We start from the raw sequence: 14,803 nt of genomic DNA on the forward strand, positions 1-14,803 counted from the left end.
GCTGATGCCGGCCGAGTGGATTGGCGTGCGGGCGCCGAGCGGGGGGCCATCCGGTCTGTTCGATCGATCCCAGCCCGAACGCAGCACCGCCGGAGTTGACCCATACCTGTCCCTCGACTGCCCTTTCAGCGACGTCCGCTCTGCGCCCCCATATCGGTCATTCAGTCGCTCTGATGCCAATCCCGATAGCTGACACTGGTTCATATGGCTCGAATCAACGCTGATGGTGGATATCGGCCTGTCCGCTTCGGAGCGGCTCCATAGTTTGAATTGCCTTCGGTCACCGCCCGCTTTCGCTATCCAATACTGCTGGTTAACTTCCCCACAGATTGTCTGCCGACTTCCTTATGTCGGACGAAGCGTCAACGTGGCGGCCACCAGACTACGAATCTGACGGTCGGCTGTTAGAATCTTTCCGGGCGCGCAATTTTCTCTCCGAAAATTTGGTGACTTGCTGGCTCTGCTAGAAATCGCACCGACTTGAAAATGCGTTTAGGCCGGTTTCTAAGTCGGCGCAATCGGCCAAAAGCTGGGGATGGCGGGCCTCTTAGACGGCCGCGGGCTCTACGCTCCCGCGATAGGCCGCCTCCGCCTCGTCAAAAGCCAAAATCCTCTGGGCGAAGTCGTGCGTCACAGTTCGTCGATTTGTTCGCCGGCATTTCATGGCTAGGCGGAGCGTGCAAGAGAATCCGCCAAAACATCTCGGGCCGCGCTATTATGATGGGGCGGTAGGTAGCGCACGCCGGATTTCGAAGGGGCTGTGAGCGCAATCACAGAACAGGGAAGACCGGCCGCATCGAACTTGCGACGGATGAACTCCGCTTCCCCCCGATCATGGCTCGACATGATGAGCTGATAGTTTTGCAGCTCCACCAAGTTTCGCATGAGATCAACGAAGGCGGCCGCGTGAATGATGTCGTTGTGCTGCAACGGATCGTCCAGAAGCAGGGCGCGCCACCGCGACCAGGGGTATGCCGTGCTCGCGGCGCAGAGGATGCTGAACCCATTCGCCGCCAACTGGCCTTCGCTTAGGACGACTTGCGGCGGCAGGCCCGTGTCGTAGATCGCATCGTCCAGCGGATCCCGATAGTGCAGGCCCATGTCGAATTGGGTGCGATCCTTGTGGTAGGCGGCGTTGAGGCGGACGGACTCGCCCGGCGTGCTCAGCAGCGCCTCGTTGAAGTCGTCGATGAGGCCGTTAAGCGGCGTCAGGAATTTCGTAGAGAAGCTGGTGGCTTCGTCGCGTAGCTTGTCGGCGAACGCCGTCACCGCGGTGTGCGTCGATTGTGTCAGGGTGAGGGCGTCTTGCGCTGCCTTCAACTGACTTCCCAACGATGTTTCATGACCACCGGGCGCGTCTGCCGTACCCGGCCCGCCGAGTTTCTCCATGTCCGCAACCAGCGTCTCGATCTCTTGATCGCGCACGGTCACCTCATAGGCCGCGACGAGCAACGCGCGCTCGCCTTCGAGGCGGTCTATGTCGCGCATTGTCTCCGCGAGCGCCGATAGCGCGGATTCGAGGGCCGTGGCGTTCGGGGCATCAGGGAGACCCGCCCGCTGCCAGCGGATCGCAAGTGCGTTCAGCGTCTGCGCCGCTGCTTCTCGCGCAGCGACCAGACGGCGAAGCGCATCCTGCGCGGCGTCCCGGCGCGTTCGCGTCAGCGCCTCCGCCTCGGCCGCCTCGCGCGCCTTGGTCTCCGCCTGCAGGTGGGCTGTCTCCGCCGTGGCCTGGGCAACGCGAGCCGCGACAAGGCGTCGGTCGATTTCCTCGAAACCTACGCCCGAATAGCCCGCCGCGCTGAGACGCTCGCCGGCGCTTCGCGCGGCGGCGCGTCGCGCGGCGATCTGATCACGGTGGGCCGCCACCCGCTGGCTGAGCAATGGAATGTCCCGGCGAAGATCGTCCCGCCGCGCCACCGCGGTCGCTTGTCGCGCCGCGTCGTCGGCGGCGACAGCACGGCCGCCCGCCAAGCTCGCTGTGGTGCGCTGCTCCGCATGGGCTGCGCCGGCGATCAAATCCCCCGAGTCCGGCAGCGCCGCGCGAATCCGCGCCTCCAACGCCGCCACCGCCAATGAATCGGCTTCAGCGCGCGTACGCGCCTCTTCCGCCACCCGTAGGACCGCCTCCGCCGAGACGATGCCTTGGTTGGCGTCCTCAAGTTGCTGCGCCAATCCGGCGTGCCGCGCCTCTGCTGCCGCCAGCAGGGCGTCTTGCGCACGCGAGGCCTCCTGCGCGACCAGGCGCAATCCGCCAGGTTCGAAGGCAGAGCGGCAGACCGGGCATTCGACGTCGTCGTCGTGCAGATGGCTGGCGATCTGGGCTACCGCCGCGGCCACGACCGAGGCCCGCTCCCGCGCCGATGTAAGGGCGGATCGCGCACTCTCCAATTCCGGCGCCAGGCGATCCCGATCCACCGTTAGCGTCGTCAGGTTCGCGCGCGCTCCCTCGGCGTTGCGGTCGGCTTCGGCGCGGGCGTCCGCGCTGGCCGCGGCTTGGTCGCGGAGGCTGGGAAGCTGGCGGGCCAAGGTTGCAATAGCGGCAGCCGCCTTAGCGGCGGCTTCCAATCCTGCCAGGGCGGCCGCGCGTTGCCGGATCGCGGTCAGCTCGACGTCCAAGGCCTGAAGCTCCGCCTGTAGTCGGGTCAGTTCGGTGTCGAGGCTTTGCCGCTCGTCCTCAAGCCGAACCGCATCGGCCTCCGCGCGCGCCGCTAGCTCGATGTCGGCGCGCGCCGTCTCCAGAGCACGGAGGTCTGCATCCCGGTCTGCGACCGTCGCCGCTGCGGTCGATCCGAGTTCGCGCGCTTCGCTGGCCGCCGCCTCCGCCTCGGTGAGGGCGTCTTCCGCCTGAGCCTTTGCCTTGCCAGCGGAGACGAGGGGCTCCGCCTCCGGATTGGCCGCCTCCGCATGGGCGGAATATCGCTCGGGAACGTCCGCCAGGGCGTCCATGACGGCGCGACGCGGCACCGTGTCTTGCCGCAGGGCGTCGAGCGCCGCCTTGAGGCTGGCGAGCCGGTCGCTCTGGGTCACATCGGGCCGGACCGCCAAGGTCGGGTCTAATTTGGCGACCGCGGCGGTCAATTCGTCGAGGCGTTTGTCGAATTCGGGCGCCGGCAGCGCCCCCGAGGCGTCGGCCGACTCCCTCAGACGATTTAGGCGCACCCGCCAACCGCGCCATTCGGTCAGCTGCCTGTTAATTTCTTCGATCGCCTCGTTCTCGCGCTTGACGCGACGGTTGAACGCCATTTCGGTCGCCCGTCCACGCAGGCCGCGCCGCACTTCGTCAAGACGGTCGATGCCGCTTGGTCCCTTCAGGGATTCCCACTGTTCGGCCGAGTCGCGGCTGGTGAACCGCTGCTGGGCAGCCTGGCCGAGGAAGTGGGTGAACGCCAGATAGGTGCCGATGTCCTGGATCTGAGCAGTCCACACCTCTCGCTTCAGGAGTTCGATGACCGCAGCGGATGTCAGGTCGACGCCCGGAGCTCGCGAAATGGCCGTGTCGTCGCTGAAGCCGAGATGGACCTCGTGGGTCCCAGTGGCCGCGCCACGGCGGGTCAGATACTTGCCCTGGTTGGCGGCGCCCATGTAGCTCTTGAACCGCCTGACCTCTCCCGTCAGGCCCCACTCGAGCGCATCGAAGAAGCTGCTCTTCCCCAAACCGTTGGTGCCCACCAGCAGCGTCAATCCGGGCGCGGGCGCCAGCTCGGCCTCGAACTTCCCAAACGTCCGGAAGTCCGTGAAGCGCACCGATCTCAGAAACAGATCGCTCACGACTGCCCCCTCCGCGCCCAGGTGTCGACGAGGCCTTGGACGAGCGTGTCGGCATCCTCGCGCGGCGCAAGGCTGAGCTTCACCCATTCGTCCACTGTGTCGCGCGGCACCGATGTGTCCCACATCGCAGCGGCACGGTTGAGATTGTCGAGCGCCGCCATCGTGAAGGTCGCGTCGTTGACCCACGGTCGCGCAAGGAAGGTTCGCTTGATCAGATCGGCGAAGCTCGCGTCGTCCGCGGCCTGGTTGGCCGGACGCAGCCATACGAACTTGCGCGCCACACGATCGTCCCGCTCCAGCAGAAGGGCGAGCGGTCGCCAGTCGTCCATGGGCTCGCTGCCCCGAGGCCCAACTAGGATGCCCTGCAGGTCGAGGGCTTCGTATGTGGAAAGATACGAACGGGCGACGACGCACTGGTTACGGAAACGCCGCAGCGCTTCATTAACCGCCTCCAGGCTGGGCTGTTCCGGCAACATCGTTAGGAGAACATTATAACGCCCGAGCTGCAGCGCTCGGGTCGGATGCGGAAGGTCGCCGACCTTGAGCCGCGCTGCTTCGCTGCCTTCGCCGCCCAGGAACACGTTGCTCGTCAGGTGCGGAGCCTCCGCTGCCGGCAAGCCAAGGGTCTGTGCAGCCGCCACCAATCGCGCATGCAGATCGCTAAGCGTCGTCTCAGCCGGGCTGGGTGTCTGGGGATCCATGCTCAGGCGTCCTCCTCCTCCACCGCAGCTCGCAATCGCATAAAGTGGTCGGCCTCGACCGAGGCTAGCAGCGCGGTGAGGGCTGGCAAGCTGCTCTCAGCCGCTGAGCGGAATTCGGCATCGAGTGTCAGAATGATGCGCTGAGCCCCATCCATCTCCGCAAGGCTCGGTTGGCCAACATCAACATCGGCCAATCCCGCTGCGGCTCGCGTTTCAATGATCAGCGGCGTGCTCAACTGCGAGAGCACGACGAAATGCGTTCGCCAGATAAAGCTGGCAGCAGCGATTGCCATTGGCTCTCGCCGGATAAGTTCGGCAGCGCAGGCGTGGCCATGCCAGGGGTTCCCGGCCGCCATCGGGCGCAGGAGATTGCCCGGGCGCTCGCCTCGCGGCGCTGTGTCCTGCCAGGCCGCCGCCACCGCGAGCGCCGCAGCGGTAGCCCGGACCACCATCAACAGCTTTCGTGGGCCGACGACGACGCGCGCTTCGTCGATGCGGTCGTCATCATCCTCGGCGCAGACCAGAAGGCGCAGGAAGCGATCGAGCAGTGCCGGCTCCGCATGGAACTTGGCCCGCCAGCCGTCCCAGAGCTGGCCCATTCGGGCGCGCAGATCGGCCGCGGCGCGAAAGCCGACCAAGTTTCCCTGATCCCGGGCCGCAACAATGTATGCGCTCAGGGCGCGGTGAATGGCGTCCAGCATCCAGCGATCCAACGCCCGGTGCAGCGTCTGGGCGAGCGCCACGTCCCCGCTGTTCTGCGGATTTCGGGCCGCTCCGCCCATTGCGGCTGCCTGGATCGTCAGCGGCGTGAGATGCTCGGCGTGCGCTGAGGCGCTGGTGAGCGCGTCGGCAAACCCTCGCCAGTCGCCCACATCCGCGACCAGCGTCGCGTGACTGGCGTGGAGGGCGAGGCGCACGAGCGCTGCCGCGACCGGCCCGAGCTCAGCTGGGACAGCCGGGACATAAATATCCGCGGCGTTGGCGCCCGTGTCCCAAATCGCGCCGATCGCATCTGGCGCGAGATCGCCCGACCAGCGCAGGTTGGCGCCCGCGGGCTGCACGCGGACGAGCTTTGGCTGCCGAGCGATCAAGGAGCGTTGCACGTGCGCAGCCGGCGGCAGGCCGATCCCTCGCGCAGCGGCGGTAAAGACGTCCCGCGCGGTGCCGGACAGTTCCGGCACAATGGTGCCGTCGCCGTGAAGGCGGAGCCAACCCTTATGGGCCGCGTCGAAATCCCCCAATACATCCGAAAAGGGCTGCCGGGCCGCCGACCGGCCCGGCCCGCGCCGAACGATCGCGGCGTCTACGCCGAACGTCTGATCGGAGCAGGTGAACCACAAAGGGGCCGCGTAGGGCGGCGCGGCGGGTGCAGCCACAGGCGCCAGATCGTCGCCGTGCAGATGCATGAATTCCGTCTGCCCCCCGGCCTGGCAAGCCCAGATGATGAGATAGGCGGCGACCCGATTGAGCGTCGCCGTCTCGATCGAGAACGCTTCCGGCCTCAACGTCTGCAAGGTCAGCCGGACGCCGGGGCGGAGCCTGCTCGCGACCAGGTCGACGAGACCCATCGCCTGCAGGTCGGCGAGGATCTCGCCCTCATAAACGCCCAGGAAATCGAAGCCGTCGCCCAGGACGAAGGCCGCGCGCGCCCGCGCATCGATCGCCTCGAGCCGCTCGAAGATCACCTGGATGTTCGGCTGCCGCACGATTTCCCGGATCATGCCGGCGTGATCGAAGTGGGCGCTTGCGGCCGCTACGAGGTCGATCAGACCCCCGTCGCCGTTGCCGCTGATCAGAAAGCGAGGTGTGGCCCGACCTTCGAATTCCGCGACCGGGACGCCGGCGTCGCTCCAATAGCTCGCCGTCGGCACCCCACTGACCTGTTGCGCCGACTCCAGGCCGAAGCCAAACGCCAGCAAGAGCAGGTCGAAGGTCGCCTGGCCGGGAACTTGGGCGTCCGCCGCCGGCGCCTCGCCAGGTCGCGGGTCGCGGCGGAAGTCGAGTTGCAGCGCAGCTCCGGCAACGCGCGCGGCGGTCACTCCATGGCGCAGGTTGACCCGCAGCCGTGGCGCAACGGCTTCGACGACCGCTTCGAATTCCTGCTTGACGTCACGCCGCACATCCTGCGCCGAACCAGCGGTCCAATCGAGCAACGGCAAATCCGCGGTCGGATCGTCGCTCCCGACATCGGGCCAACCATAGATATGGGGGTCAAGCCGCCGCCTCTGCGTGGCGCGCTGCAAGGGAAGAACTTCGTCGGCGCGCTCGTACAGATCGACGGTCGCGTCCGAGATCAGAGCCACCGCGGCGGCGGCCGTCAGTCCGGCCGCGCCGCCGCCGACAACGCCGATGCGCATCCCGTCGCGCAGAAATCCTTGGTTTTGAAGCGCGTGAACGAGCGCGAGGGCGCGCACCTGCTGCGAATAGAAGGTGATCCGGCTGTCGAAGGCGCCAATGACAAACACCTTGGGATGGACCGGAGACTGCGCGCCTTCAATGATGTCAAAGGGTTGCAGCGTAGACCTCCCCATAGGCTGGCAACCATTTCTTATAGCGAAGCTTGCGGCCGGCCGATAGGTGTTCATCGAGTTTCCGGGGGAATCGCGCAGGACGAAATGCTGCCACTGTTCGTGGCCGGCCCGGCCGGCTGCGACCTGGTCAGCTCGCGCGTCCAGGGCCGCTAAATGCTGGTGCACCGGCAGTTCGGCGCAGCCGAACTGCGCATAGGCGATAAGAAGTCTCAGCAGAAAGTACGCGTCGCCGCACCGTCTGAAGTTGGGATTGTGAAGCAGCGCTGTGTTCTGGGTCTTTCGGGTCTTGACGGCTTACCGAACGAAAGACGGCTTACCGCTGCCATCTCCTGATAGCTTCCAGAGGAGAAACTGCCCCCAAAAGCGGCGTCTGTTTCGGCAGATTCTGTCTACGCTGAGGGCTGAACCGCCCGCGAACCGAAGATCAGGCTCTTCGAAGCGGCTGAGATGGCTGCTACCGAGTTTTCGGTTCGCGATCTATCAGTCCGACGCCGACGAGTTGGTGCTGGCATTCCATACCAAGCCGCGGAGAACGACTTTTATAGAACGATCAGGTTGCTGCAGTCGTGACGGACTACCGGATGCGGCACTCGGAACGAACGATCTCGACGCCGTTATAGCCGTTTGTAGCCAGCATTGCGGCGACGTCATCTATCGAAAGTGTGCACTTCGGACCGATGATTACCCGCGCGATCGCGCGACGATGCTTGTCGTCGCCGTCCCGGTACCGGCCGAACCGGAACGGTAGGTAACTCACCTCGCCACCGGCCCCGGTGCGGGTTGACGGGGTGATCCACTCATTGACCTCGCCGTCATCGGACACCAGGGCGCCGTCCGCCGGATCCGGCTCGTCGTTGGTCTGCAAGTGTATCATGCGGATCTCGCGTTCATAGGCCCAGGTGTGATGCTTGAGCGCAGTGATGGCGGTAAAAGCGTCCACGGAGGCCTGCGTCCAGAACTGCTCATTCGCGACGCACCCCTCGGGATCGTGAGTAGCCGCAATCTTGAGAACCTTCGACCGGAACGCTTCTGGTGCGTTGTCAGAGAGGTAGTTTGCCTGCTGCAACCGGGCTTGTATGTCATTGATCGCGGTCGGCTTGAACCCTACCGATAGCCCGACGTATCCCGTGTACTCGCTCCACAATGGGAGGTCGTCCCCGACCAGAGAAAAGCAACAGCAGAACGCTTGGTGGCTGTGTCGCAATGCCGTCAGCCTGCCGGCCAAGATCGACAGGAAGAAGCCGCGATGGCCTTCGTATTCGTTATGGCGTACCGCCTTGAGCGCTTCAATGAAGTGTTCGAATCCTAGTTCCAACTCCCGAGGGTCGTTCATCTGCGTCAGGTCGCTGAACCAGAGCTCCTTCGATTTCAAGATGCCTTCGAAGCCAGCGAGGCTGGTAAAATGATAAAGGGGCTGGCGAGGCTGGTATTCAAGCAGCGCCATTGGCTACTCTCCGTCGACGGTCAGAAAATCTAACATACGCTTCCAGTCCGCTGGCAGGACCGGGAAGCTACCGGGGTCCAGTGCGGTCGCACGGAACTGGTTAAACTGGATCGAGCATTGAGCGACGTGCTCGACGAACGACCAGTTATCGCCCAGGATCTTCATCGCTAGCGTCAAATAGCCGTTAAAATTCCCGGGGCGGCCGGAATTTCGAATGAACTCATTGACTTGCAGCTGATCGTTGAAATGCCCAGAAAACTCGGTGCCGGGCCTTGGTTTGATCTTGTAGAGGAGCGCGTCGGCCGCCAGCCCCGACGCGGTGACGAGTGCCGCGAGCTGAAAGTCGTCGGCTGTCGGATTGTCCGGGATCTGCCACGCGACGTGCCCGTGTCCATGCTCTGAGTCGCGGACCACGATTTCGGTGACGATGAACCGGCAGATGATCGCCATGACAGCATGTCCGGCCTCATGATAGGCGATCACTTCAAGATCGATGGCCATCGGCGCGTCTTCTTCGCTTTCCGTCATCGACGTTCCCCAGCGACCTCGGTTGTCTGAACTTTCGCGCTTTCAAATAATCTTCATTCGGCAGCTAAGTCGAGTTGACTGCCCATCGGTATCAACGACTTCGAGCCTGCCAATCGTTCGACATCTGCTATTTCCGCATCAGCGCCAAAAGCCGACAGACCGTTAGCGGCCCCTGCGCGCTTGGGGCCCACGACGTTTCTCCATAGGCCAATCAAGGCCAAGGAGAACTCACATGGGCCATTCTCAATTTGACGATGCCAGCCGCGAGCGTGCAGTTTGGAATGCCGGAAAGCATGTCGGCACCAAGCGTCCGCTCACCCAGAAACAGATCTGGGCAATTCGATTTTTCCTTGATCGCGAAAGACGCATTCGTGACCGGGCGCTGTTCGTTCTGGCCATCGACAGCAAGCTGCGCGGCTGCGACCTGGTCAAGATCAAGATTCGTGACGTGGTCGCCGGCCCGGAGATCAGGACGCGCGCGATTGTCGTGCAGCAGAAGACGGGGCGGCCGGTCCAGTTCGAGATCACCAGCGACGTACGAGCGAGCCTGCTGGCCTGGCTGGAACGGCGCAGCGGCACCGTTGAGGATTATGCCTTTCCGAGCCGCATCGATCACGCGCACCACATGAGCACAAGGCAGTATGCTCGCCTGGTCGACGAGTGGGGCACCGCGGTCGGCCTACGCCAAGAGGAATATGGCACTCACTCGCTCCGTCGCACGAAGGCGTCCATGATCTATAAGGCGACGGGCAACATCCGCGCCATCCAGATCTTGCTCGATCACTCCAAGATTGAGAACACGGTCCGATATCTTGGTGTCGACGTGGAGGACGCTCTGCTGCTGGCAGAGCGGGCGGAAATCTGAAGCTGGGCGGCCATCCGCGGAGGCGCGGATGGCCGCTTTGACGCGCAGGATATGTTGCCTGCCTGTCGGTCTTGGAGTGGTTTCCAGACGGTCCGCCTAGTTTCAGCCGATAGCGAACTGCAGACGCCGCCCGATTGGCGAGGCGATGCGGGCTCTTCCCTTATGCACCGCCTTGTCCCACTGTTGACGCGTTGAAAATATCGGTGGCCACATTCGACTACAGCGAATTACCATTATATGAGGCACCGACGTGCTGCCAGCGCGCTCATCGTTTACAAGGTTGCGACAGGGATGACCAATGGAGAACTGGATGCCGGGGCAAAAACTCCCGAGCTTCCCATAAACTATCTGCGCGAATCTCAAATCCAAAACGAGAATATGGCAACTGTCGCCCTCTTAAGCCGTCTACTCAGGAATAACGCGAAAAAGCATCGTGATCCTGACGATTTTGCGATCTCATCATTGCGTGATCGCGGTGGCATCTTGAGTGCAATTAACTCCCCCACTTTGCGCGATTTGTTAGCGCAAGGAAGCATCCGCGCAGGACCGGCCATTCACGTTGAGGTGCTGTTTGATGTGACAGCGATCCACGGAGGGTATCTGGAGCACTTCAGGGTAGTGCCTTGGGTGCCACCTACACAAAGTGCTCTAGCGTTTATGGTGCTGGATATCCAAGGTGATCGCGACAAAATAATTGCAGAACAGCACGACCCGCCGCTGAGGCATTATCATTACTGTAAGTGGGATGGGAAAAGATCTGACTTGGTCATGTGCTTTGACTTGGCCAATAGAGCATATAAAGATCCGCTTTTTTGGGAAAAGCATGGCGCTGGCACTTACTTCCCTGCTCGGCCAAACGCCTGGCGCACTAAAAAGCGCCGAAGCGTCTACGAAGCAGCGGAGAAGGATCTCCGCAAGTGGGGCCGCGCAAATGTTCGCCATCCTTCAAAAGAAGCGCTTCCGGTTTGGCCAGACAGGGCCATCCTCTCGAGTTAGCCTTGGACACAATGAAGCCGCCGACTAGGACCGCAAGTCATGAAAGCACCAGGGCGGCCGGAACTATAGAAAGGCGTGCTTTTCTGGCCTGGAACCCACTACGAGCAGCATTCGCCCAGTGACAGGATCGGGATAAAGGATTTTCGGGAGCGCACGACTGAAATGGGGTCGGCAGCAGAACGGCGGCTATCTGTATGGCGGTAACGAAGACCGGCCGCGCGGCTTCCCGGCCCAGGGGAAGCCGCGCGGCCATCACGCTGATCGAGCGGTAGGGGTTCTCGGTTGACGAAACTTACAATCAATGGCAGTTATTAACTTTCACTTTCTGGGAGTTTCTAGTCATGGCGCGTCCGGGACGTTCTGCCGCCGATGTCTTCACATCAAGGGAGGTCGCCATTGCGGGCGACCTTACCGCGCGCAATTTCGCTTTGCTGGCTGACCAGAACCTGGCGCCCGGGCCATCCAACGATGGGTTGGGGAAGGCCGGTCATCGCACCTATGACAGCGCAGGCCTGGCGCACGCCGCGCTGATCGGGGCCTTGCATCTGGCCGGATTTGAACTGTTGGTCTCGGCCCGACTGGCGGCGGCCTTTGCGTGTGATTACGGCGCAAGCTACGGCAGATTGCCGTCCAACCTGAACGCTTTCGTTCGTGGCGAGATGAATCCCAACAAGGGCCTGCCCTGGGGTGAAATACCGAAAGATCTCACGATCGATTTCGAACAGGATTATTGGCTGCACCATCTGCTGCGTAATCGATCGGAGGTCTACAGGCGGGGGATCGCCATTCGGGGCGATTGCATCATCGAGATTGCGGACCATGCCTTTGTGCTGACGACGACCCTCGGGCTCGAGAAAATCAAGATCTTTTCGCCGGTTTCGCGCGAGGGACTGCCTGCAAATCCCGACTATCGGATCGTGGGCCGGGGCGCCTCCGCGCAGATTGTCCCGATCCACCAGGAGGTCGACAGCCTCGATTTTAAGATCGATCCGAAGTCGGCAGGAAAAATGCGGCGCCTCGAACAGGAATATATCAGTGGACGCATGGACGCTGTGACCCTGGTGCGGGTCAATCTCTCGCTTGCAATCCGCAACGCCTTTGATCGGGTGCAAGACGATCGCGAGTCCAAAGCTGCTGCATAGCGCGGCATAGCAAGCGAGAGAGATACGCCGGAATGCCGCTGACCTCCATGGAGCTGTCCTATCAGGTGAGGTTGAAGTCCGCGCTGCAGGCGGAAACGAGCGCGCGCAAGCTTGAAGACCTCGCAGCCGCGCTTTTGGGACGGCTACTGGGCATTTCGATAGCCGTGGCGAAGTCGGGATTTCAACATGGAGGTGATGCGGGGAGTGCCGGGCAGCAGGGGCGCCGGCTCCGGTTGGAGTGCAAGAAATACAGCGACGATACCCGGCTGAGCGACCGAGAGCTGCTTGGCGAAATCGATCATGCGCTGGCACGGGACGAGGCGCTGGAGGCGTGGATATTGATCGCGACCCGCAGCGTGCCGGAACAACTCGTGCAAGATCTCGTCCAGAAAGGCGAACGGCTCGGTGTTCCCGTCCTCATCATCGACTGGAAGGATCACGAGCTGGCGCCACTCGCCGCGCTGTGCGCGTCGGATCCCGATCGCGTCGAGGCCGAATTCTCGAAGGCGGCAGCGGATGAGGCGCGTGCGCTCCAACCCGCGGCGGGAGACGCGATAGGTGCGCTGCGTCGAAATTTACAGGTCTGGTGCCTCGGCTTCGAGAGTTTGCGATCGCAATCGCATCGCAAACTTGAGGAGATCTGGACGTCACAGCGAACATCAAATGCGGCATTGGGCCAGGATGCGGCAGGAGGAGCACAACCGAAGAAAGTACGGCGGCACGCCGTCCATAGCGCGCTGGATGATTGGTGGCGCGGCGCTGCGCGCAATGATGCTCCCGTCGCCATCATCGGTTGGGACGGTGTCGGCAAAACCTGGGCTGCACTCGGCTGGCTGATAGCAAGCATGGCCGAGCAGCCGATCGTGCTGATAGTTCCATCTTCCGCGCTTGCCGGTTTGACTGGGGTCTCGGAAGCAGCCCTCAAGCGGTTCTTGTCTGAGCGCATCTGTGATCTGACCGGCATTCGTGATCCCGAGCACTGGCTTTGTCGGCTCGATTATCTGCTCAGGCGGCCCAAGGAGGAGGGGCCGGTTCTCACGATCCTGCTCGATGGTCTGAATCAGGAACCTTCGATCCCCTGGCTGCAGCTCCTCAAGGTCATGCAAAGCTCGACCTTCGAGGGGCGGGTGCGCGTCATGGTGAGCACCCGCCAATATCACTTCAACGATAGGCTGTCCGGTCTTCGTGGGCTCGTCGTTCCCGCAGTGACGGCCATCGTCGATGTCTATGATGCCTCTGCCGGCGGCGAGCTCGACCAAATGCTCGCCTTCGAAGGCCTCACGCAGGCCGATCTGCATCCCGACCTTGTGGAGCTTGCACGCACGCCGCGCCTGTTCAAACTCGTGATCCGCTTTCGCGATCGTATGGTGGAGGCAGGGCAGGTCACAATACATCGCCTGCTGTGGGAATATGGCCGGGATAGTTTCGGCGAGCGCGCCGGTAAATCCTTCAGCGAAGACGAATGGCGGGCATGGCTCGCTGAAATCGCTAATCGCTATCGAAGCGGAATTCAGGAGTTCTCGCTCAAGAGCCTTGGCGAAACAACCAGCCGGCCCGACCTCTCCGAGCGTGAGGTCTATGCACGTCTCAGCGACATCATCGACGGACGGTTCGCGTTATCCGGACCAGCGGGGCGCGTGCAGCTGAGCCCAACCGTGGTTGCGCACGCGCTTGGGGCAGGATTATTGGCGCATCTCGATGCCATCAGCGACGCGACGTTTGCCGAGCTTGAGTCGAATGTCGCACAGTGGCTGGACCCGATTTCCGGTCTCGATCAGCGCGCAGAGATTCTTCGCGCGGCCGTGTCGATCCTTGTTGAACGGGGAGCGCCATCGGCAACGCCTGTTGGAGGCGTGCTGGTCACGGCATGGTTGCAGACCCAGAATGTCACCGACAGCCATCGGCTGGAGCTCGCCAGTCTAGCGCCCTCTATCCCCGATGCGCTGCTCGATGCCGTCGAGCAGTCGAGCGCGTATGCGCAAAACTCCGCCCGGCTTTGGGCCGTCAATGCCCTGCGCGCCATCCCGCGCCTCGAAGGCCCGACATTATCGACAATCGTGGCACGGGTTCGTTCCTGGTTCTCGACCGTGTCTCGCGAGGTTGACAGCAGGCCGGATGCGAACGCGGAGTTCGAAAGCCGGCGCGCGGAGCGTTACATCCGGCGGATCGGAGTCGACACGTCCGGGCCATGCACCGTGCTCGGCGTCCCGCTCCAGTTGGTGGATCACGACGATGGTCGATTGCAGGCGGCAGCGCCTTCAATACTTGAAGGTTTCCCGCTCGCCGCGACGTTACCTTGCTTTGAGGCAATCGCGGTTTGCTGTGCCGTTCGCGGGCACGCAGATGCCTGGCGAGGCTTGAAATGGCTATGCTATCTGAATGAGGTTGATCCTGAACCGACCGCCTCGGGACTGCGATCATTGTCCGCCGAGATAGGTGCGCGGACCGCAGAGCCCGGAATTCATCCGGAACTTCCGGCGCGCGCAGCGGCGCTCCTCCTCTGGTTGAGCGGGCACGAAGTAGATGAGGCGAGGGCCACAGCCATCGATCCCGGCATCGATCGGCACGTTTCCTATGAAACGGACTATCTCGCGAATCCAAGCCGCAGCATCTTCGCGCTCGAACGCCGTCACGCCACGATGTCTCTTATAGACCAGGAGCGAAACCTGCACAGTCGCCTGCAGCGAACCAGCGAATTGTGGCTTGATCCGACCTTTGAGCCGCCACCGGAGTTCGTTGAGGAACTGCGCGCCGCGGCGGCCAACTTCGATATCACGACGCTTCATCGGCAGATGGGGTATACGCACCAAGAATACCAGTTTGAGGAG

General features: G+C 62.8%; 8 protein-coding genes. 3 read left to right on the forward strand and 5 right to left on the reverse strand.

The features are described 5' to 3' along the window. Positions 1-666: 666 nt before the first annotated feature. The 5 genes from EZH22_RS10705 to EZH22_RS10725 form a co-directional block, all read right to left on the reverse strand. Positions 667-3,768 carry an AAA family ATPase gene (locus tag EZH22_RS10705; RefSeq protein ID WP_203195613.1) on the reverse strand — a complete coding sequence of 1,034 codons (3,102 nt, stop codon included), beginning with the start codon at positions 3,766-3,768 and terminating at the stop codon, positions 667-669. Further along, positions 3,765-4,469, reverse strand: a complete 705-nt coding sequence (locus EZH22_RS10710) for an ABC-three component system middle component 1 (protein ID WP_203195614.1) — start codon at positions 4,467-4,469, stop codon at positions 3,765-3,767. The genes EZH22_RS10705 and EZH22_RS10710 overlap by 4 nt, the downstream gene beginning before the upstream one ends. Positions 4,470-4,471: 2 nt before the next feature. After that, the gene (locus EZH22_RS10715; RefSeq protein WP_203195615.1) at positions 4,472-7,054 is read right to left on the reverse strand and encodes an ABC-three component system protein; all 2,583 of its coding nucleotides are present in this window, start codon (positions 7,052-7,054) and stop codon (positions 4,472-4,474) included. Positions 7,055-7,574: 520 nt separating this feature from the next. Then, entirely contained in the window at positions 7,575-8,444 is an 870-nt protein-coding gene (locus tag EZH22_RS10720; protein WP_203195616.1) for a hypothetical protein, read from the reverse strand. A gap of 3 nt (positions 8,445-8,447) precedes the next feature. After that, complete coding sequence (locus EZH22_RS10725; protein ID WP_203195617.1) at positions 8,448-8,972, reverse strand: hypothetical protein; 525 nt, start codon at positions 8,970-8,972, stop codon at positions 8,448-8,450. Positions 8,973-9,204: 232 nt separating this feature from the next. On the opposite strand from EZH22_RS10725, the gene EZH22_RS10730 reads away from it, so the two are divergent. From EZH22_RS10730 to EZH22_RS10740, 3 genes are all read left to right on the forward strand, one after another. Beyond that, positions 9,205-9,837, forward strand: a complete 633-nt coding sequence (locus EZH22_RS10730) for a tyrosine-type recombinase/integrase (protein ID WP_203195618.1) — start codon at positions 9,205-9,207, stop codon at positions 9,835-9,837. Positions 9,838-10,128: 291 nt separating this feature from the next. Further along, a complete protein-coding gene (locus tag EZH22_RS10735; protein ID WP_203195619.1) occupies positions 10,129-10,833 on the forward strand; it encodes a hypothetical protein in 705 nt (234 codons plus the stop codon). A 341-nt stretch (positions 10,834-11,174) separates the two neighbouring features. Continuing rightward, complete coding sequence (locus tag EZH22_RS10740; RefSeq protein ID WP_203195620.1) at positions 11,175-11,975, forward strand: hypothetical protein; 801 nt, start codon at positions 11,175-11,177, stop codon at positions 11,973-11,975. Positions 11,976-14,803: the final 2,828 nt, after the last annotated feature.

Source organism: Xanthobacter dioxanivorans, assembly GCF_016807805.1.
Taxonomy (GTDB): Bacteria; Pseudomonadota; Alphaproteobacteria; order Rhizobiales; family Xanthobacteraceae; genus Xanthobacter; species Xanthobacter dioxanivorans.